Raw genomic sequence first — 19,348 nt, forward strand, 5'->3', positions numbered from 1 at the left:
GGGTCGCCCGCTCCGGCCGGATACGACGAAGGGCCCCTCCTCGCCGCCTCGAGGAAGGGCCCTTCGTCGTTCAGGGACTAGAGAGTGTCAGTGACTAGTTGGCCTGGCTGGTGTTGACGACGCCGTTGACACCGGCGGGGAAGAATCCACCGGAGGTCGCGGCCTTGCTGTTCAGGTAGACGACGTTGAGGACCTGGCCGGGGTTGCGGCTGAAGGCGATGCCGTTGGCGTCGGTGGGCTGGATGTTGGCCTGCCCGTCGACCTTGACGCCCTGGTCGTCGTCGGTGGGGCCGTCGAGGCTGTCGCGCGCGTCGGACAGCTTGCCCGCCTGCACGTCGAGACCGGCGCCGTAGATCGCCGAGCGGATGGCACCGGCGTGGTACGCCTCCACCGCGAGGATGCCGGCGGCCGCCTCCAGGTAGAGCTTCGACTGGATGAGGGGGGCAGCGCCCTTGTAGGCGGTGACTCCGACGTCCTCGAAGACGAAGGCGCCGAGCAGGAAGTTCTGCTCGTTGAGGAACGGGTCGAACGTGCCGCCCGCGGGGATGAGGCCGGCCGCGGCTGCCGCCGCGTTGAAGCTGGCCTCGAGGTTGATGGAGGGGCGGGCGACGGCGGCAGCGCCGAGCTGGCCGCGGAGGAACTTGACGTGCGCCTTCTCGTCGTTGGCGACCTCGCGGGCGAAGGACTTCAGCCACGGGGTCTTGAACGGGACGGCGCGGCCGCCCTTGACGCCGCCGAGCTTGCCGGTGCCGCCGGTGTCGCTGCTCGCGAGGCCGGAGCCGGTGACGGCGCGGAGGTAGAACTCGGCCTCGAGGTACTCGAGGTTGAGCGCGAAGTTGAGGACGGCGGCGTCGCCGGGGCCCTCAGCGGCGACCTCTTCGGCCGAGGCGGCGGGGGCGGAGGCCAGGGCCGCCGCTCCGATGCCGAGTCCGGCGACGCCGGTGGCCTCGAAGAAGCGGCGACGGTCGAGAGCCGTCTCCGAGCTCCTGACGATCGCGTTGCGGATGAATGTGGTGTCGAACATGTGCGCATCTCCAGTGATAGGCGGTTGGCCGGGCTGACGGACTGTGCCGCGACAGCGCGAAACTACGCCCGGTATCGGGGCACTGCCTAGCGGAATCGGGGGATCCAGATTGCGCATGTGTTCTTCCGGGTTGAACCAATCCGGGCGGGGCGCCGCTCCGAACACGTCGTGGATGGCAGTTCTGCGGGATACCTGATCAGGGCGGGGATCGACCGCTCCCGGCGGGTGTCGGCGGCCGCGGCTACCATCGCAGCGTGTCGTCCGCCCTCCCCGCTCCCGTGCCGTTCCTGGCCACGGTCTACTCGCCGTCCGTGCCGGTGAGCCTCGCGCTCACGCTCCGCACACTGCTGCGCGGCTCGGGCGACCCGACGATGCTGATCGACGCGACCGGCTTCTGGCGCGCGTTCCGCACGCCGCTCGGCCCCGGCACGCTGCACCTGCGGCAGGCGGCCGACGGTGCCGTGCACGCGCGGGCCTGGGGCGAGGGCGCGGAGTGGCTGATCGATCACGTGCCCGAGCTGCTCGGCCACGGCGACGACTGGAGCGCGCTCGATCTCTCCGCGCACGGTCCGCTGGCCGAGGTGCTGCGCCGCTCGGCGGGGCTGCGGCTGACCCGGGCCAACCTCGTCTTCGAGATGCTGGCGCCGTCGATCCTGGAGCAGAAGGTCACCAGCACGGAGGCGTGGCGCGCCTACCGCGCGCTGGTCCGGCTGCACGGCGAGCCGGCTCCCGGTCCGGTGGCGCTGCACGTGGCGCCGTCGGCCGAGCAGTGGCGCCGCGTCCCGTCCTGGGACTGGCACCGGGCGGGCGTCGATCCGCGGCGCTCGCGCACCGTGCTGACGGCGGCGCTGGTGGCGAAGGGGCTCGAGCGCACGCTGGCGCTCGGCCGCGGCGGCGAGGTGGTGGCGCAGCGCCTGCAGTCGGTGCCCGGCATCGGGCCGTGGACGGCGTCCGAGGTGATGATGCGGGCCCACGGCGACCCGGACGCGGTGAGCGTGGGCGACTACCACCTGGCCGCGGCGGTCGGCTTCGCGCTGACCGGGCGCCTCGGGGTCGACGACGACGGGATGCTCGAGCTGCTCGAGCCATGGCGCGGGCACCGGCAGCGGATCATCCGCCTGATCGGGACGAGCGGCGCGCGCAAGCCGCGGCACGGCCCGCGGATGACGATCCAGGACCACCGGTGGCACTGATCCGCCGAGTGCACTGATCCGCCGAGTGCACTGAGGCGGTCCCGGTCTCAGGCGCCGAGCGCCTCCAGCACCGCCATCGCCGCGTTGTGGCCGCCGATCCCCGAGACGCCGCCGCCGCGGCGCGCGCCCGCGCCGCAGAGCAGCACCCGCGGGTGCTCGGTGGCCACGCCCCAGCGCTGGGCGGGGGTGTCCAGCGGCTCGTCGTCCTCCGCGAACGGCCAGGACAGCGGTCCGTGGAAGATGTGGCCGCCGGGCAGGCCGAGGCTCTCCTCCAGGTCGCGGGTCGTGCGCGTCTCGATGCAGGGGTTCCCGTCGGCGTCCAGGAGCAGCAGCTCGCGGATCGGCTCGGCGAGCACGGAGTCGATCGAGTCGAGGATCGCGGTCTCGAGCTGCTCGCGCGTCGGAGCGTCGTCGCCGGTCAGCAGCCGGTCGGGGACGTGCAGGGCGAAGACGGTGAGCGTGTGCGCGCCGCTCGCGGCGAGTTCCGGGGAGAGGATCGTCGGATCGGTCAGCGAGTGGCAGTAGATCTCGCAGGGGATCGGCGAGGGCACGCGGCCCTGCTCCGCGGCGCGGTGGGCCTCGTCGAGCTGGCGGTAGCCCTCGTTGACGTGGAAGGTGCCGCCGAAGGCCGCCTCCGGGGCGGCGCTCTCGTCGCGCAGGCGTGGCAGGCGGCGCAGCACCAGGTTCACCTTCACCTGGGCGCCCTCGGGGCGCGGGACTCCCGGGCGCAGGGCCTCGCCGTCGCCCAGCAGCCTGTCGAGGACGAACGGGGCGACGTTGGAGAGCACGAAGCGCGTCCGCACCCGGCGGCTGCGCGGTCCGCGGCGGTAGACGACCTCGCCGGCCGGATCCACGCTCGTCACCTCGGCGCCGGTGAGGATCCGGGCGCCGGCGTTCCGGGCCGCCCGCTCCAGCGCGCCCGAGACGGCGCCCATGCCGCCGACCGGGACGTCCCAGTCGCCGGTGCCGCCGCCGATCACGTGGTAGAGCAGGCAGCGGTTCTGCGCGAGGTCGGCGTCGCCGGCCCCGGCGAAGGTGCCGATCAGCGCGTCGGTGAGCAGGACGCCGCGCGCCGCGTCGCCCGCGATGTTGTGCTCGATCACCTCGCCGATCGGCCGCTCGATCATCGCCCGCCAGATCGCGTCCTCGCCGACGAGTCGCCGCGCCTCCTCCCGGCGCAGCAGCGGCTGGGTGAGGGTCGGCCAGAGGGCGCGCGCCAGCCGCGAGGTGTGCCCGGAGAAGTCGGCGAAGGTCTCGGCGTCCTCGGGAGTGCCCATCCGCGCGAAGGAGTCCGCGGTCGCCAGGGCGTCGCCGGTGTCGACGAGCAGCCCGCGCGTCGGATCGGCGGGGTCGGGCGTGTAGGAGGAGTAGCGGCGGCGCACGAGCGGCACGTCGACCCGCAGATCGGCGAGGATCGACGGCGGCAGGAGGCTGACGAGGTAGGAGTAGCGGCTGAGCCGCGCCTCGACGCCGCGGAACGGGTACTCCGAGACGGTCGCGCCGCCCGCGCGCGCGCCGCGCTCGAGGACGAGGACGTCGAGTCCGGCTTGGGCGAGGTAGGCCGCCGCGACCAGGCCGTTGTGACCGGCGCCGACGATCACGACGTCGACCGAGGGATCGACCGCGGCGGGGGTGTCGGAGCGCAGCGGGCCGGGCGCGGTGCCGCTGCGCTCGGAGAGGTCTCGGGTGCGGTGCTTGTCGCGTCGGGCCATGGTTCCCAGTCTGGCGCGCGGCGGTCAGGGCTCGTCGCTGCGCAGCGCCTCCGTGACGAACTCGCGCAGGGAGAAGAGGATCTCCTCGCTCGAGCGGCCGCTCGCCTCGACGAGGCGGCCGGTCAGCCAGGTGAGGCAGATGACCGCGGCGCCGGCGACGTCCGAGGAGGTGGGCACGACGACGCCGTCCTCGTCCAGCACGCCGTTCTCGATCGGGCTCAGCGCGCGCTCGAGGACGGCGCGGTTGACGGTGCCGGTCGCCTCGCCGTCGTAGGACGCGGAGCTGTCGATCAGGGCCTGCGCGGCGATCATCGCGGCGCGGGGGATGGGCAGCGGATCCATCGGGGTCTCCGATCGGGAGCGGGAGTGTCGGGTGCGCCCATGGTGCTCCTCCGCCGGGCTCGCGTCCATCGCCCCTCGACGGCGTCGTCCACAGCGGCAGTTCTCCGTCGAGTGTCCACAGACGGGGCGACACGACCGGCCGTCGCACCGGCTCGGGCATAGCCTCGGGGGATGGAGAAGTCGACGCCCTCAGCCGTGCCCGGGAACGACCCGGAGCAGGACGAGACGATCGACCCGCAGGACCGGACGGACGAGCCGGACGAGCCGACCGAGCACGACGAGCCGACCGAGCACGACGAGAAGATCGACCGCCACGCCCTGAGCGACACCGGCCAGTACCAGACCGGCATGGCGCTGCGGCTGCCCCGGCAGAAGCCCGAGTTCGACGTCGAGGCGCCGATCCTGTCCCGCGTCGAGGCGCTGGTGCGCCGCTGGCTGGTGCGCAGCCGGGCGTTCCCGGTCGACCCCGCGGCGCAGCGCCTCGCCGGTGTCCTGCAGGATCCGAACGGTCTCGACTTCACGGTCGGCTTCGTCGACGGGGTCGCCCGCCCGGAGGACCCGGTGGTCGCGGCCGAGAACCTCGCCGCGCTGACCGCGAAGACCCCCGCGTTCCTCCCCTCCTACCTGCGCGCCGCGGTCGCGACCGGCGGCGCCGTCGGCCCGGTGCTGCCGTGGGTCGTCGTCCCGGCGGCCCGCCAGGTGCTGCGCCGGATGGTGGGCCACCTCGTCGTCGACGCCTCCGACGCCCGGCTCGGCTCGGCGATCCGCCGGCTGCGCGAGGGCGGCGACCGCCTCAACCTCAACCTGCTCGGCGAGGCCGTGCTCGGCGAGCGCGAAGCCGACCGGCGCCTCGAGGGCACCCGGCGGCTGCTCGAGCGCGACGACGTCGACTACGTGAGCATCAAGGTCTCCAGCATCGCCAGCCAGCTCTCGATGTGGGCGTTCGACGAGGCCGTCGACCGCGTCGTGCAGCGGCTGACCCCGCTCTACCAGTTCGCCGCGGCGAGCCCGGAGCCCAAGTTCATCAACCTCGACATGGAGGAGTACAAGGACCTCGACCTCACAGTCGCGGTGTTCCGCCGTCTCCTCGAGCAGCCGGGGATGCAGCAGCTCGAGGCCGGCATCGTGCTGCAGGCGTACCTCCCCGACGCCCTCGGCGTGCTGGCCTCGCTGACGGAGTGGGCGACCGAGCGCCGGCGGCTCGGCGGAGCGCCGATCAAGGTCCGCGTGGTGAAGGGCGCGAACCTCGCGATGGAGCGGGTGGACGCGGCGATCCACGACTGGCCGCTCGCGACGGTCGGCAGCAAGGCCGAGGCCGACACGAACTACAAGCGGCTGCTCGACTACGCGCTGCGGCCCGAGCGGACGGACGCGGTCCGGATCGGCGTGGCCGGTCACAACCTCTTCGACATCGCCTGGGCTTGGATCACCGCGAACGAGCGCGGCGTCGCCGACGCGGTCGACATCGAGATGCTGCTCGGGATGGCGACCGGTCAGGCGCGCGCCGTCCGCGAGGACGTCGGCCGGCTCCTGCTCTACACGCCGGTCGTGCACCCGCGCGAATTCGACGTCGCGATCTCGTACCTGATCCGCCGCTTGGAGGAGAACTCCAGCCCGGAGAACTTCCTCTCGGCCGTCTTCGAGCTCGAGGACGAGAGCGTGCTGCAGCGCGAGCTCGGCCGCTTCCGCGCCTCGCTCGAGGCGCTCGACGACACGGTGCCGACCCCGAATCGCACCCAGGACCGCCTCCGCGAGTGGTCGTCCGGCTCCGGCCTCCGCCTCGTGCGCGAGCACGCCGGCGCCGGCGCGCGCGTGCAGGACCCCGCCGCCGAGGGGCTCACCGAGGCGGTGCTGGGGCTGCGCCGCGGCTCCGGGGCGAGCGCGGCGACCAGCGCCTTCCGCAACGAGCCCGACACCGACCCGGCGCTCCCGGGCAACCGCCGCTGGGCCCGGCTGATCACGGATCGCATCGCGCGATCGACCATCGGCACCCTCGCGGCCGACCGCGCCCGGATCACCGACGCGGCGGAGCTGCAGGAGCTGCTGCGCCGGGTCGCGCTCCGGGCGGAGCGCTGGGGCGAGCGCCTCGGCTACGACCGCGCCGCGATCCTCGACCGCGCGGGCCTCGCCCTCGCCGCCAACCGCGACCGGCTGATCGAGGTGATGGCCTCCGAGACCGGCAAGACGGTCGCCGAGGCCGACCCCGAGGTGTCCGAGGCGATCGACTTCGCCCACTACTACGCCACCCGCGCCCGCGAGCTGGACGCCGTCGGCGGCGCCACCTTCGTGCCCGAGCGGGTCACCGTGGTCGCGCCGCCGTGGAACTTCCCCGTCGCGATCCCGGCCGGCTCGATCCTCGCGGCGCTCGCCGCGGGCTCCGGAGTCGTCGTCACGCCGGCCCCGCAGGCCCGGCGCTCGGCCGCGGTGCTCGTGGAGGCGCTCTGGGACGCCGGGATCCCGCAGGACCTCGTCGCGCTCGTCGACCTCGACGAGGAGACGCTCGGCCGCGCCCTGATCACCGACCCGCTGGTCGACCGGGTGCTGCTCACCGGCTCCTACGAGACGGCGAAGCTCTTCCGCTCCTGGCGCCCCGACCTGCCGCTGCTCGCCGAGACCAGCGGCAAGAACGCGATCGTCGTCACACCGCACGCGGACTACGACCTCGCCGTCGCCGACATCGTGCGGAGCGCCTTCGGGCACGCCGGGCAGAAGTGCTCGGCCGCCTCCCTGGTGATCCTCGTCGGCTCGGTCGCCCGCTCGAAGCGGTTCCGCGCGCAGCTGGTCGACGCCGTCACGTCCCTCCGCGTCGGCTGGCCGAGCGACCCGGCCGCCGCGATGGGCCCGCTGATCGAGAAGCCGACCGGCAAGCTCGCGCACGCGCTGACCACCCTCGGCGCGGGGGAGTCCTGGCTCGTCGAGCCGAAGCGCCTCGACGACACCGGGCGGCTGTGGTCGCCGGGTGTGCGCGAGGGCGTCACCGAGAACAGCTATGCCCACCTCACCGAGTTCTTCGGCCCGGTGCTCGGCATCATGCACGCCGCGACCCTCGAGGACGCGATCCGCCTGCAGAACGCCACGGACTACGGCCTCACCGCCGGGCTGCACTCGCTGCACTCGGACGAGCTCGCGCTCTGGCTCGACTCGGTCGAGGCCGGCAACCTCTACGTCAACCGCGGCATCACCGGGGCGATCGTCCGCCGCCAGCCGTTCGGCGGCTGGAAGCGCTCCTCGGTCGGCGGCGGGGCCAAGGCCGGCGGCCCGAACCACCTGATCGGGCTCGGCTCGTGGAAGCCCTCGCCGGCCCGCCCGTCGACGACCCTGCACCTCCGGGGCCTCGACGACCGCGCCCGGCAGTTCATCGAGGCCGCGCAGTCCTCGCTGCAGTTCGAGCAGTTCGACCTGCTGCGCCGCTCGGCGCTCTCGGACCAGCTCGCCTGGGCGACCGAGTTCGGCGTCGTCACCGACATCTCGAAGGTCGGAGTGGAGCGCAACCTGTTCCGCTACCTCCGGGTGCCGGTCGCCGTGCGGCTGGCCGACGGCGGCGACCTCGGCGAGCTCCTCCGCGTCATCGCTGCGGCGCTGCTCGTGCGGGCGCGCCTGGACGTCTCGACGTCGATCCCGCTGCCGCCCAAGGTCGCCGGGATGCTCGCCGGCGACGAGCTGCTCGAGATGGCGGGCCTGGCGCCGAAGGTGGTCGTGGAGTCGGACGCGCAGTGGCTCGCCCGCGCCGCGGCCGGCCGGATCACCGCCTCGCGGATCCGGATCGTCGGCGACATCGTCTCGGACCGGGTCGACGAGTTCGGCGGACCCCAGGGCGGCACCGCGCCGTCGCTCGGCCCGGACTCCTCGATCGAGGCGCTGCAGAGCGTCCGCGACTCCACCCGCTCCTTCACCGACGTGGTCAGCGGGATGACCCGCGGCAGCACCGGCAAGCCCGTCCCGCTCGTGCGCGCGGACGGCTCGCGGGTGCCGCTGTCGACGGCGCTCGCCGAGGCGCTCGGCGGCTCGCCCGACGTCGCGATCTACGCCGACCCCGTCACTCCGGCCGGCCGCGTGGAGCTGCTGCCCTTCCTCCGGGAGCAGTCGATCTCGATCACCAACCACCGCTTCGGAGCGTCGATCGATCTGTCCGACGACGTCGTCTGAGTTGTCTTCCGAGCCGCCCCCTGTGCGGCTCGGCGCGGTCGGCTCGCGAGGCGGGCGCGTTCCAGGGAGCGGGGTGCGTTCGGCTTCGTGGATTCGCTGGCACGCGAATCCGCGGATCGCCTCGTGCGTGGTCGTCGATTCGGAGGTTTCCTGTCACGGGCGTTCGCTCGCTCCGCTTACTTGTCGCGGCAACAAAGCTGTAGGGTGGGGGGATGGATGACGGGGGAGCGGCGGGTGCGGCGGGTACGCGCTGGCTCACGCAGGAGCAGCTGGCGGCGTGGCTGCGGTTCGTCGCGGTGGTCGAGCTGCTGCCCGGCGCGCTCGACACCCAGTTGCAGCGCGACGCGGGGCTGACGCACTTCGAGTACATGACGCTCGCGATGCTGTCGGAGGCGCCCGACCGCGCCCTGCGGATGACGACGCTCGCGGCCCGCACGAACGCCACCCTCCCGCGGCTCTCGCACGTCGTCACGCGCCTCGTCGCCCGCGGCTACCTGGAGCGCCGGCCGTGCCCGACCGACGGGCGCGCGACCAACGCGGTGCTCACGGATGCCGGGCTGCAGAAGATCGTCGACACCGCCCCGGGTCACGTCGCGACGGTGCTCGCGGACGTCATCGACCCGCTCGACGCGGAGCAGATCCCGCAGCTCGCCGACATCATGACGCGGATGCTCACCCGCCTCGATCCGGAGGGCCGGATGACCGTCGACGCCGTGCGCTCGGCGCTCGGCGATCCCGGCCGGCAGGACGGCGAGGACCCGGCCGACCGCGACTGCTGAGCCCCTGGCGGGCATCCCCACCGCGTGCCATCCTCGTCCTGTGCGCTACACGACGACGCTCTTCCAGATCGGCAACAACACCGGCATCGAGGTTCCGTCCGAGGTGCTCGACGCCCTCGGCGGCGGCAAGCGGCCCGCGGTGAGCGTCGTCGTCAACGGCTACGCCTTCCGAGGCACGGTCGGTGCGATGGGCGGCCGTGCGCTGATCTCCTTCTCGTCGGAGAAGCGCGCCGCGTCGGGTCTTGCCGGCGGGGACGCGATCGAGGTCGACCTCGAGCTCGACTCCGCCCCGCGCACGGTCGCCGTGCCGGAGGACCTCGCCGCCGCGCTGAGCGCGGCCGGGGCCACCGCCGCCTTCGACGCCCTCTCGCCGAGTGCGCGGAAGGCCCACGTCACCGCCGTCGAGGGCGCGAAGGCCGCCGAGACGCGGGCGCGCCGCGTCGCCGCGGTCGTCGCGAAGCTCGACGCCTGAGGCGCACCATTGCTGGTCGAGTAGCCCCGGAGGGGCGTATCGAGACCCGCCGTCCTCAACAGGGCGGGTCTGCAGACTCGACTTCTGACGCCGGTGGATCTCGATACGCCCGCTGGGCGGGCTACTCGATCAGCATGAGTGCCGCTGGGTGGGCTCCTGCATCATGACGGCGGAGGGGCGGGGCGCCCGCCCCCGGAGTAGTCACAGCGGCTGACGCGCGGTGCGTCACGCGGTCGATAGGCTGCCGAGCGGCACGCCACGGGGGAGTGCCGCAGGGCGCACGGGCGCCGGAGTCGGGGGACAGACATGGGTGCGGTTCGACGATGGGTGTTCCCGATCCTCTGGCTGGTGGTCATCGGGGCCGTCGCGGTCGCGCTGGTCAAGATCGCGTTCTTCCCGGACGGGTCCGCCGAGGCCGACCCGACCGTCCCCACCGGTGAGCTGACCGAGCCGACCGTCGTCGTCGGCCGCGGTACCGTCACCAACGACCTCACGCTGCAGGGCACCGTCGCCGCCGACCCGGCCGTGCCGGTCAAGGCGACCGCCGTCGGCACCGTCGACGACGTCTACATCACCCAGGGCGCCACCGTCGCCTCGGGCGACCTGATCTACGACATCCGCGTCGAGACCGTGCGCGAGCCGGTCGAGACCACCGGCCCCGACGGCCTGGTCACCGTCACCCAGCCGCCGCCCTCCGTCCGCTTCGAGCGCGTCTACGCGCCGGCCGCCGGCGTGCTCAGCGCCCTCGGCGTCATCCACGACCAGGCCGTCGCGGTCGGCGAGGTCACCGGCCAGGTCGCCCCGCCGACCTACGCCGTCACCGGCTCGATCGACGCCGAGCAGCTCTACCGGATCCAGAACCGGCCGACCGAGGCGCAGATCGCCGTCACCGGCGGGCCGGCCGCCTTCACCTGCACCGGACTCACCATCACCACCCCGCTCGCCGGCGAGGGCGAGACGCCCGCGGGCGAGACCGGCGGCACGGGCGCGACCGGCGGATCCGGCACCAGCTTCCGCTGCCAGGTCCCGGGCGAGGTGACCGTGTTCCCCGGCCTCGCCGCCACCGTCACCCTCGCGGGCGGCCTCGCGGAGAACGTGCTCGTCGTGCCGACCACCGCCGTCGAGGGCACCGCCGAGTCGGGCGTCGTCTACCGCCTCGCCGAGGACGGCTCGACCGAGGAGGTCCCGGTCACCCTCGGCCTCACCGACGGGATCAGCATCGAGGTCACCGGCGGCGTGGACGAGGGCGCCGAGATCCTGCAGTTCGTGCCGGGCGCCGCCGCGGGCGAGGGCGAGCAGCTCGAGGGGAACTGCGTGCAGAACGCCGACGGCTCGGTGTACTGCTCGTGACGGACGGGCTCGTGACCGACGGGAAGCGCACGATCCTGCGGCTCGAGGGGATCCGCAAGGTCGTCCCCCTGCCCGACGCACCCCCGCTGACGATCCTCGACGGCGTCGACCTGGAGGTCGGCGAGGGCGACCACGTCTCGGTCGTCGGCCGCAGCGGGTCCGGCAAGTCGACGCTCCTGAACATCCTCGGCCTGATCGACGAGCCGACCGAGGGGCGGATGCTGCTCGAGGGGAAGCCCACCGAGTCGCTCTCCTCGCGGGCCCGCGCGCGGATCCGCGGCGGCAGCATCGGCTTCATCTTCCAGCAGTTCAATCTGCTCGAGGGCCGCACCGCCCGCGAGAACGTGATGACGCCGCTGCTCTACGCGACCGGCACCGAGTTCTGGCGGCGGGCGTCGCTGGCCGCCGAGATGCTGGAGCGGGTCGGGCTGGGGCACCGGGTCGACTCGATGCCCGGCCGGATGTCCGGCGGCGAGCAGCAGCGGATCGCCATCGCGCGCGCTCTCGTCCGCCGTCCGCGGCTGATCCTCGCCGACGAGCCGACCGGCGCGCTCGATACCGACACCGGCGAGAGCGTGATGAGCCTGCTCGACGAGATCGCCCAGGAGTCCGGCTCGGCCCTGGTCACCATCACCCACGACCCGGCGATCGCGGCCCGCGCCGAGCGGCACTACCGGCTCGACCACGGCAGGCTCAGCGCCTCGACGTCCGCGACCGCCGCCCCCGCGACGAGCTCGGGGCGGCACTGATGGGCGGCCTCACCGGCGTCGTCGGCGCGATCGTCGAGGCGTGGACCGAGCTGCGGATCCACCGCGGCCGCGTGCTGCTCTCGCTGATCGGCGTGGCGGTGGCCGTCGCGGCGCTCACCGGTGTCGTCGCCGCGGGCGGGATCGCCCGGCAGGCGAACATCGAGGTCTCGGAGCGCAGCGGCGGCCGGCCCGCGAGCCTGTACATCAGCGCCTACACGACCGGCCCCGAGGGCGTCGTCGACCCGGTCGTGATGCAGAACGCCTGGGAGAAGGTGCTCGAGCGCTACCGCATCGACTACGCGAGCCGCACGACCTACGGCGGCACCCGCGTCCAGTTCACCGACGGCGCGGTCGACGTCGGGATCACCGCGGTCGACCAGCCCTATGCGGAGATGCACCGGGTGGAGCTGACGAGCGGCAGCTGGTTCGCCGAGGGCGACGAGCGGCGGCTCGCTCCCGCTCTCGTGATCAACGAGGTCTTCTGGGACCGCCTCGGGCGCCCGGACCTGCGGACCCACCCGACCGCGACCCTCCTCGGCGGCGAGCACGACACGACCGCGGTCGTGATCGGGGTGACGCCCTCGAACCAGTACGACACCACTCCGAGCGCGATGATGCTCGTCGACGCCTACTCGGCAATCGCGCCCGAGGCGGACCCCGCGTTCGGCGGGCCGCAGCTGCCGAACTACGAGATGTGGGTGCCGCTCGAGATCGCGGACCCGCTGATCGAGGCCGTCAAGCGCGACGTCACCGCGGCGCTCGGCCCGGGCTTCGAGGCGGACGTCTACCGGCAGGACTACCTCAGCTACGACTCCGACCCGTTCGCGGTGCTCACCTGGGTGATCGGCGGTGTCGCCGGCCTCGTGCTGGCGCTCGGCGCGCTCGGACTGCTCAACATCGCGCTCGTCACCGTGCGGCAGCGGATCCGCGAGATCGGCATCCGGCGCAGCTTCGGCGCCTCCTCGGGGCGGATCTTCTTCTCGATCATGATGGAGAGCGTCGTCGCGACGGTCGTCGCCGGCGTGGTCGGCGTGACGATCGCGGTGATCCTGGTGACGAACCCGTGGACGGTCGCGCTCGTCAAGGAGAACGGGATCAGCGACATCCCGCCTTTCCCGGTCGAGGCGGCGCTGCTGGGGCTGGGGGCGGCGACGCTCGTGGGCGCGCTGGCCGGGCTCGTGCCCGCGATCGTGGCGGTCCGGGTGAAGGTGATCGACGCGATCCGGTACTGAGCGCCGGAGGCGCGTGCCGGCTCAGGGCAGGGTGAGCACCAGCTCGTCGCCGTCGCGCTCGACGCCCGCGTCGGAGTAGTGCGGGATCCGCGGGAGCCCGCGGGTGGTCTCGGACTCGTGCGCGCCGACGACGACGACGCGCATGCCGGCGGCGAGACCCGCGAGGATCCCGGCCTCGGCGTCCTCGAAGACGATCGCGTCGGCCGGGTCGACCCCGAGGAGTCCGGCGGCGGCGAGGTAGCCGTCGGGGGCGGGCTTGCCGTGCACGACGTCGTCCGCGGTGACGACGGCGGCGGGGGAGGGGACGCCGGCGGCGGCGAGCCGGCCGGCGGCCAGCGCGGGGCTCGCCGAGGTGACCAGCGCGACGCGGTCGCGGGGGAGCGCGGCGAGGAAGGCGACGGCGCCGGGGATCTCGACCGTGCCCTCGGTGTGCTCGAGCTCGTAGGCGTTCAGCTCGTCGACGATCCCGGCGACGTCGCTGCCCGCGGGGGCGAAGCGGCGGACGCTGTCCTCCGCGCGGACCCCGTGCACGGCGCCCAGGACGACGGCGGGGTCGAGGGCGAAGCGCTCTGCGAAGGAGCGCCAGATCGTCTCCACGATCGCGGTGGAGTCGACGAGGGTGCCGTCCATGTCGAAGAGCAGGGCGCGGGCGCGGAGGAGGTGCGGCATCCGTCCATCCTGGCGGAGGTGGGCGCACGGCGTCCGCTCAGGCGCGGCAGAGGCCGCGGCAAGGCCGCGTCCAGGTGCGACCGGGGATCGCGGCGATACGCTCGTCTCCGATGGCGGGCAGAGCGCCCGAAGGGGAGCGGAGGACGCGATGACGGACGACCAGGGCGGCAACGAGCACGGCGACGACCGGAACGGCGAGCAGGAGCGGGGCGCTGCCTCGGCCTCCGGACCGCGCGCCGGCTGGTACCCGGATCCCGCGGGCTCACCGCGCCAGCGCTGGTGGGACGGCCAGGGCTGGACCGATTCGCTGCGCGACGCCCCTGCCGCGGCTCCCGCCGCCCCGACCCCTCCCGCTGCGCCAACCCCTCCCGCTGCGCAGGGCGCGCCGCAGCCGCCCGCGGCGCCGCAGGCGCCGATCGTGCCGCCCGTCTCCGGGCCCGCGTACGGCGAGACCTCGAGCGGCCAGGCCACGAGCTACGGCCAGTCGGCGTCCGGTCAGTCCGCGCCCGAGCGCGAGATCCCGCAGCAGCCGCGGTACGGCGAGCAGACGCCGCAACAGCCGTACGCTCAGCAGCCGCAGTACAGCCAGCAGCCCCAGTACGGCCAGCAGCCGCCGCAGGAGTACAGCCAGCAGTACCCGCAGCAGTACGGCCAGCAGTACGGCCAGCAGCCCGCCTACGCCGGCCGCCCCGCGCCGCAGCCGCGCGACCCGAGCATCGTCACCAGCACCCCGTGGATCTGGGTCGTCGTGCTCCTGCCGCTGCTGTCGGCGCTGTCGATCTTCCTGCTCTCGCCGGGGGCCATCGCCGACTCGGCGGTCTCGTCGACCTACGGACCGCGAGCCTCGATGGGGATGTCGACCGCCTACCTCGTCGGGCTCGGCGCCGTCCAGGTCGTCGGCTTCCTGATCTACGCGGCCGAGGTCGTCTTCGCGTTCCTCGACTACCGGCAGCTGAAGAAGGCCGGCGTGCAGCGCCCGTTCCACTGGGCCTGGGCGTTCCTCGCCGCTCCGTACGTCTACGTGATCGGGCGCAGCGTCGTCGTGAAGCGCGTGACCGGCGGGGGCCTGCTGCCGCTGTGGATCTTCCTCGGCGTGGTGGCGGTCTCCTTCATCATCGCGATCGGCTGGACCGCGGCGCTGTTCTCGGAGATGATGCAGACGTTCCCGAGCTCGGGACTCTGATCCTTCGCGGGACTCTCGCCCGCTGAGATCCGCGAGACCGGGGGAGGCCCACTGTGATCAACGGCGACGTGTCGTTCTGGTGGGCCTCCCTCGGTCGTTCCACGCCCCGGGCCGCGCTCCCCGGTCCGCTCGACGTCGACGTCTGCATCGTCGGCGCCGGCTACACCGGCCTGTGGACCGCGTACTCGCTCGCGAAGGCCGACCCGTCGCTGCGGATCGCGATCCTCGAGCAGCGCTTCGCCGGCTTCGGCGCCTCCGGTCGCAACGGCGGCTGGCTGACCAACGAGATCACCGGCGGCGTCGCCTCCTACGCCCGCTCGCACGGGGCGCAGGCGGTCGACCGCTTCCAGCTCGCGATGAACGAGGCGGTCGACGAGGTGATCGAGGCCGCGGCCGCCGAGGGGATCGACGCCGACATCGTCAAGGGCGGCGAGTTCCAGGTGGCGCGCGGCGAGGCGCAGCGGGCCCGGCTCCTGGCCACTGCGGCGGCGGCCCGTGCCCGCGCGCACACCGACGTCGAGCTGCTCGACGAGCGGGAGACGGCCGCGCGGATCGCGGTCAGCGGCGCGTCGGCCGGCCTCTGGCATCCGCACTGCGCGCGCCTGCACCCCGCGAAGCTCGCGGCCGGGCTCGCCCGCACGGTCGAGGCGCTCGGCGTGCGGATCTTCGAGGACACCCGGGTGGAGGAGATCCGCCCCGGCGCGGCCGTCACACCCCGCGGGCTCGTCCGCGCGCCGATCGTGCTGCGCGCGACCGAGGGCTTCACCGCCGGGCTCTCCGGGCACCACCGCGAGTGGCTGCCGATGAACTCGTCGCTGATCGCGACCGAGCCGCTCGCGCCCGAGGTCTGGGACGAGATCGGCTGGGCCGGCCGCGAGACGCTCGGCGACGCGGCGCACGCCTACATGTACGCGCAGCGGACGGCCGACGACCGCATCGCGATCGGCGGGCGGGGCGTGCCCTACCGCTTCGGCTCCCGGATCGACCGCGACGGGGCGACCGACCCGCGCACGGTCGGCCGGCTGCGCGAGATCCTCGAGCGGTTCTTCCCGGTGCTGCGCGGCGTCGGGATCGAGCACGTCTGGTCCGGCGTGCTCGGTGTCCCGCGCGACTGGCATGCGACCGTCGGGCTCGACCGCGCCACCGGCCTCGGCTGGGCGGGCGGCTTCGTCGGCACCGGGGTCACGGCGACGAATCTCGCCGGGCGCACGCTGCGCGACCTCGTGCTCGGCGAGAGCACGCCGCTCACCGAGCTGCCGTGGGTGGGCCACCGGGTGCGGCCGTGGGAGCCGGAGCCGCTGCGCTGGCTGGCGGTCACGTCGCTCTACCGCGCCTACGGCCTGGCCGACGCGGCGGAGGCGCGGGGCCGGGCGACGACGTCACCGCTCGCGATGCTCGCCGACGTGGTCGCGGGCCGCTCGCACTGAGGCGGGAGCGCTCCCGCTACGCCTCGCCGCGCTGGATCAGGCGGGAGAGCACGATCGCGGAGCGGGTGTGGTCGACGTTCGGCGCGATGCGCACCTTCTCGAGGGCGAGCTCGAGGCTCGGGATGTCGCGCGAGCGGATGTGCACGATCGCGTCGGCCGAGCCGGTGACCGTGCCCGCGTCGACGACCTCGGGGACGGCCGAGAGGATGCGGCGCAGCTCGTCGGGGGCGACCGTGCCGCGGCAGAACAGCTCGACGTAGGCCTCGGTGGCCATGCCGTCGACGGCGGGGTCGACCTTGATCGTGAAGCCGCGGATGACACCGTCGGCCACCAGCCGGTCGACGCGGCGCTTCACGGCCGACGCGGACAGCCCCACGACACCGCCGATGTCGCCGTAGCCCGCGCGGGCGTTCTGGCGCAGCAGATCGAGGATCTTCCGATCGATGTTGTCCATGCGTCGAGCCTAGGGGCGGGGTCGGAGCCGCGCCGGGCATCCGCGCGATCACGGCGGGTCCGCGCCTGATGGCGGCAGGTCTCGATGCGCCCATGCGGGGCTGCTCGACCAGCATGCAGGCGGGTGTCTCTTCCCCATGGATCCGCGGTGGTCGGGAAGGGGCGCCTCCGTGAGGGGAGGGCGTTGCATGCTGATCGAGTAGCCCGCATCGCGGGCGTATCGAGATCCGCCACCGTCAGAACGGCGGCGGTGCGTCGACGAAGCGCGGTCGGCGGGGCGGGTCCGGCGGCCGCCCCGGCAGCGGGGGCGGTCGGTTGACGACACGCCGACCGGTCGGCGTCGTCCACACGATCGTCCCGCCGTCACCTTTCGTGTACGTCCATCGGTCGCCGTGTCGGAGGTGATGGTGCGCCGTGCAGAGCGAGACGAGGTTCTCGAGGGAGGTCTCGCCGCCGTTGCGCCACTCGATCGTGTGGTCGGCTTCGCTGCGGGCGGAGGTGCGCAGGCAGCCCGCGAAGCGGCAGGTCTGGTCCCGCAGCTGCAGATGCAGGCGCATCCGCGACGGAGGGACGCGCTGGGTGCGGCCGACAGAGACGACGGCACCGGTGTCCCGATCAGTGAGGACGCGGGTGAAGGAGGCCGCCGTCCGGATCAGCTCTCGCGCGACATTGGCGGGGACGGGGCCGCAGCCGTCCAGCTCCGCGGGCTCGTCGTCCAGGTCCACGGCCGTGGACGCGGCGAGCGTCAGGCGCACCTCCGCGCGCACGCCGGGCACGAATGACGGGTCGGGGCGATCCTCCGCGTCGGGGGTCGTGCCGATGATGTCGCCGTCACAGAGCAGATCCACGGCGACGTCCGCGCGCAGCTGCGAGAGGGTGCGCACATCGCCCGCGTCGCGCAGGGCGCGCGCCATCCGATCGGCGCGGTCGTAGGCGCCCATCACGGCCGGCGCCGGGCCGTAGACGCAGAGCGTCGCCATCCCGTCCACGTCCGGCGTGACCCAGACGGCGCGGTCCGCTCGGGCGCGGGCGTGACGCGCGGCGAGCGACTCTTCGTGCAGCTCTTCCCGCCAGCGGCGCAGAGCGCGGCGCAGCTGCGTGAGCGTCATCGACGGTGCCGCTTCTGCGACGCGCTCATCGAGGGCCGCGCGGGAGGACTCGGGCAGGCTGCCCGCGGTGGCGCAGATCGCCTCACCCTCCTCCCAGTGAAGGCGCGCCTGTGCGAGGAGGGCGCGGGTGAGCGGCAGGTGCTCGAAGAGCAGGTGCGCGTTCTCGAGGCGCCGGGCGATCACCTGCTCCGGCAGACCCTCGGCGACGGCGAGCTCTGCGCGGATGGAGCGCTCGACGAGGTCGCGGGTCTCGCCGGGGGTCGCGCCGCGGGCGAAGGCGTCGGGGTGGGAGAGGGCGGTGCGGTGGAAGTCGTAGAGGTACCGGGCCTCGGCGAGACGCGGCTGGGCTGCGGCGCGGGCGTTCGCGGCGGCGCGGTCGCTGAGCACGCGCAGGTGCTTCAGCACCTCTTCCATCGATCCGAACTCCGTCATACGAGTATTGAACCAGGGACCACCGACACCGGGGCATGGATGCGAGCGGCTCGGGGACAGTGCGGAAGGATCGGAGGTTGTGGAGGAGGCTCGCTCCCGGGTGTCCGACGACGGTGGGTCTCGACACGCCGCCGGAGGCGGCTACTCGACCAGCATGCAGGAGCGGCCGAGGGCAGCTGGTCGACCAGCATGGAGGGGGCGCCTCGGGAGAGGGTCAGCACTCCATGCTGATCGAGTAGGCCGCGCAGCGGGCGTATCGAGATCCACCCGCGTCAGACGGACGAGTCTGCAGACCCGCCCTGCTGATGACGGCGGGTCTCGATGCGCCCCTGCGGGGCTGCTCGACCAGCATGACTCGGCGCGGGGGAGGGAAGGGTAGCCTTGCCTTCTGCCGAGCGAGGAGAGGGAGGCGCCGCATGCCCGCCTTCCTGGACGAGCTGGGGTTCGTGGAACTGCTCGCGGCGCTGTTCGTCATCGTGCTGGTGCGGGCGCAGGCGACGTACTGGGTCGCGCGGGCGGTCGTCACCGGGGCGGCCTCGCGGCGGTGGGGGCAGCGGCTGGAGTCCCCGGCGCTGAAGCGCGCGTCGGCACTGCTCGCCCGCTACGGGGCGCCCGCGGTCACCGTGAGCTTCCTCACCGTCGGTCTCCAGACGATGATCAACGCGGCGGCCGGAGCGGCCCGCATGCGCTTCGGCGTCTACCTGCTCGCGATGCTGCCGGGCTGCGCGGCCTGGGCGCTGATCTACGCGACGGTCGGCTTCGCCGTGCTCTGGGCGGTGATCGGCGCCGCGGCCGGCTCGCCGCTCGGCGTCGCGGTCCTCGTCGCGCTCGCGGCCGCGGTCGTGACGGCGATCGTGCTCCTCCGCCGGCGCGGCATCGCCCGCTGACAGCCCCGCGAAAGCACCTCGGCACGGCACTGGCCAAAACACCTCGCTCGGCTATATAGTTGCACTCGGTCAATAGTTGACCGCCGTCAACTAGTACCGCCGCATCGCCACCGGTGCCGCACGTGAACAAGGAGCCGTATGTCCCGCGCAGAGCGCACGCGCACTCGAGAAGAGCGCACCACCCCCACC

At 73.6% G+C, this 19,348-nt stretch carries 16 protein-coding genes; 10 read left to right on the plus strand and 6 right to left on the minus strand.

The annotated features are described in order from the left end of the window. Nucleotides 1-94 precede the first annotated feature (94 nt). Nucleotides 95-1,024, minus strand: coding sequence for a ferritin-like domain-containing protein (locus tag EDF45_RS02865; protein ID WP_123444885.1), 930 nt, complete (start codon nt 1,022-1,024; stop codon nt 95-97). Between the two features lie 254 nt (nt 1,025-1,278). On the opposite strand from EDF45_RS02865, the gene EDF45_RS02870 reads away from it, so the two are divergent. Further along, complete coding sequence (locus tag EDF45_RS02870) at nt 1,279-2,217, plus strand: DNA-3-methyladenine glycosylase (RefSeq protein ID WP_123734903.1); 939 nt, start codon at nt 1,279-1,281, stop codon at nt 2,215-2,217. Between the two features lie 47 nt (nt 2,218-2,264). Here EDF45_RS02870 and EDF45_RS02875 read toward each other — a convergent pair whose 3' ends face one another. Together EDF45_RS02875 and EDF45_RS02880 are read right to left on the minus strand one after the other, a co-directional pair. After that, the gene (locus EDF45_RS02875; protein ID WP_185020072.1) at nt 2,265-3,929 is read right to left on the minus strand and encodes an NAD(P)/FAD-dependent oxidoreductase; all 1,665 of its coding nucleotides are present in this window, start codon (nt 3,927-3,929) and stop codon (nt 2,265-2,267) included. A 24-nt stretch (nt 3,930-3,953) separates the two neighbouring features. Next, complete coding sequence (locus EDF45_RS02880) at nt 3,954-4,271, minus strand: hypothetical protein (protein WP_123701821.1); 318 nt, start codon at nt 4,269-4,271, stop codon at nt 3,954-3,956. Nucleotides 4,272-4,619: 348 nt separating this feature from the next. Between EDF45_RS02880 and EDF45_RS02885 the strand changes: the two genes are divergently transcribed. From EDF45_RS02885 to EDF45_RS02910, 6 genes are all read left to right on the plus strand, one after another. After that, nucleotides 4,620-8,417: a bifunctional proline dehydrogenase/L-glutamate gamma-semialdehyde dehydrogenase gene (locus EDF45_RS02885; protein WP_123735561.1), complete on the plus strand. Its 3,798-nt coding sequence runs from the start codon at nt 4,620-4,622 to the stop codon at nt 8,415-8,417. Nucleotides 8,418-8,629: 212 nt separating this feature from the next. Continuing rightward, the gene (locus EDF45_RS02890) at nt 8,630-9,196 is read left to right on the plus strand and encodes a MarR family winged helix-turn-helix transcriptional regulator (protein ID WP_123734904.1); all 567 of its coding nucleotides are present in this window, start codon (nt 8,630-8,632) and stop codon (nt 9,194-9,196) included. Between the two features lie 40 nt (nt 9,197-9,236). Beyond that, complete coding sequence (locus EDF45_RS02895; protein WP_123734905.1) at nt 9,237-9,668, plus strand: DUF1905 domain-containing protein; 432 nt, start codon at nt 9,237-9,239, stop codon at nt 9,666-9,668. Between the two features lie 327 nt (nt 9,669-9,995). Continuing rightward, entirely contained in the window at nt 9,996-11,018 is a 1,023-nt protein-coding gene (locus EDF45_RS02900; RefSeq protein WP_123734906.1) for an efflux RND transporter periplasmic adaptor subunit, read from the plus strand. 11 nt (nt 11,019-11,029) lie between these two features. Then, the gene (locus EDF45_RS02905; RefSeq protein WP_123735562.1) at nt 11,030-11,767 is read left to right on the plus strand and encodes an ABC transporter ATP-binding protein; all 738 of its coding nucleotides are present in this window, start codon (nt 11,030-11,032) and stop codon (nt 11,765-11,767) included. Next, nucleotides 11,767-12,999 carry an ABC transporter permease gene (locus tag EDF45_RS02910; RefSeq protein WP_123734907.1) on the plus strand — a complete coding sequence of 411 codons (1,233 nt, stop codon included), beginning with the start codon at nt 11,767-11,769 and terminating at the stop codon, nt 12,997-12,999. The genes EDF45_RS02905 and EDF45_RS02910 overlap by 1 nt, the downstream gene beginning before the upstream one ends. 21 nt (nt 13,000-13,020) lie before the next feature. Here the strand turns inward: EDF45_RS02910 and EDF45_RS02915 are convergent, their stop codons facing one another. Further along, nucleotides 13,021-13,668, minus strand: coding sequence for an HAD-IA family hydrolase (locus EDF45_RS02915; protein WP_123734908.1), 648 nt, complete (start codon nt 13,666-13,668; stop codon nt 13,021-13,023). Between the two features lie 148 nt (nt 13,669-13,816). Between EDF45_RS02915 and EDF45_RS02920 the strand changes: the two genes are divergently transcribed. Together EDF45_RS02920 and EDF45_RS02925 are read left to right on the plus strand one after the other, a co-directional pair. Next, a complete protein-coding gene (locus tag EDF45_RS02920; RefSeq protein WP_123734909.1) occupies nt 13,817-14,851 on the plus strand; it encodes a DUF2510 domain-containing protein in 1,035 nt (344 codons plus the stop codon). A 53-nt stretch (nt 14,852-14,904) separates the two neighbouring features. Further along, nucleotides 14,905-16,278, plus strand: a complete 1,374-nt coding sequence (locus tag EDF45_RS02925; protein WP_123734910.1) for an FAD-binding oxidoreductase — start codon at nt 14,905-14,907, stop codon at nt 16,276-16,278. A 16-nt stretch (nt 16,279-16,294) separates the two neighbouring features. On the opposite strand, the gene EDF45_RS02930 is transcribed toward EDF45_RS02925, so the two are convergent. Beyond that, entirely contained in the window at nt 16,295-16,732 is a 438-nt protein-coding gene (locus EDF45_RS02930) for an Lrp/AsnC family transcriptional regulator (protein ID WP_055786568.1), read from the minus strand. A 235-nt stretch (nt 16,733-16,967) separates the two neighbouring features. Then, a complete protein-coding gene (locus tag EDF45_RS02935) occupies nt 16,968-18,272 on the minus strand; it encodes an HNH endonuclease signature motif containing protein (RefSeq protein ID WP_123734911.1) in 1,305 nt (434 codons plus the stop codon). A 416-nt stretch (nt 18,273-18,688) separates the two neighbouring features. Here EDF45_RS02935 and EDF45_RS02940 point away from each other — a divergent pair, with 416 nt between their 5' ends. Then, on the plus strand, nt 18,689-19,159 hold the full coding sequence (locus EDF45_RS02940) for a DedA family protein (protein WP_123734912.1): 471 nt from the start codon (nt 18,689-18,691) through the stop codon (nt 19,157-19,159). Nucleotides 19,160-19,348: the final 189 nt, after the last annotated feature.

The organism is Rathayibacter sp. PhB186, assembly GCF_003751825.1.
Classification (GTDB): Bacteria; Actinomycetota; Actinomycetes; order Actinomycetales; family Microbacteriaceae; genus Rathayibacter; species Rathayibacter festucae.

Excerpts from the sequence above, each read along its gene's own strand:
- EDF45_RS02940 (WP_123734912.1), top strand. The coding sequence starts at position 18,689 with ATGCCCGCCTTCCTGGACGAGCTGGGGTTCGTGGAACTGCTCGCGGCG.
- EDF45_RS02930 (WP_055786568.1), bottom strand. The coding sequence starts at position 16,732 with ATGGACAACATCGATCGGAAGATCCTCGATCTGCTGCGCCAGAACGCC.
- EDF45_RS02885 (WP_123735561.1), top strand. The coding sequence starts at position 4,620 with ATGGCGCTGCGGCTGCCCCGGCAGAAGCCCGAGTTCGACGTCGAGGCG.
- EDF45_RS02910 (WP_123734907.1), top strand. The coding sequence starts at position 11,767 with ATGGGCGGCCTCACCGGCGTCGTCGGCGCGATCGTCGAGGCGTGGACC.
- EDF45_RS02920 (WP_123734909.1), top strand. The coding sequence starts at position 13,817 with ATGACGGACGACCAGGGCGGCAACGAGCACGGCGACGACCGGAACGGC.
- EDF45_RS02890 (WP_123734904.1), top strand. The coding sequence starts at position 8,630 with ATGGATGACGGGGGAGCGGCGGGTGCGGCGGGTACGCGCTGGCTCACG.
- EDF45_RS02915 (WP_123734908.1), bottom strand. The coding sequence starts at position 13,668 with ATGCCGCACCTCCTCCGCGCCCGCGCCCTGCTCTTCGACATGGACGGC.
- EDF45_RS02935 (WP_123734911.1), bottom strand. The coding sequence starts at position 18,272 with ATGACGGAGTTCGGATCGATGGAAGAGGTGCTGAAGCACCTGCGCGTG.
- EDF45_RS02880 (WP_123701821.1), bottom strand. The coding sequence starts at position 4,271 with ATGGATCCGCTGCCCATCCCCCGCGCCGCGATGATCGCCGCGCAGGCC.
- EDF45_RS02865 (WP_123444885.1), bottom strand. The coding sequence starts at position 1,024 with ATGTTCGACACCACATTCATCCGCAACGCGATCGTCAGGAGCTCGGAG.
- EDF45_RS02875 (WP_185020072.1), bottom strand. The coding sequence starts at position 3,929 with ATGGCCCGACGCGACAAGCACCGCACCCGAGACCTCTCCGAGCGCAGC.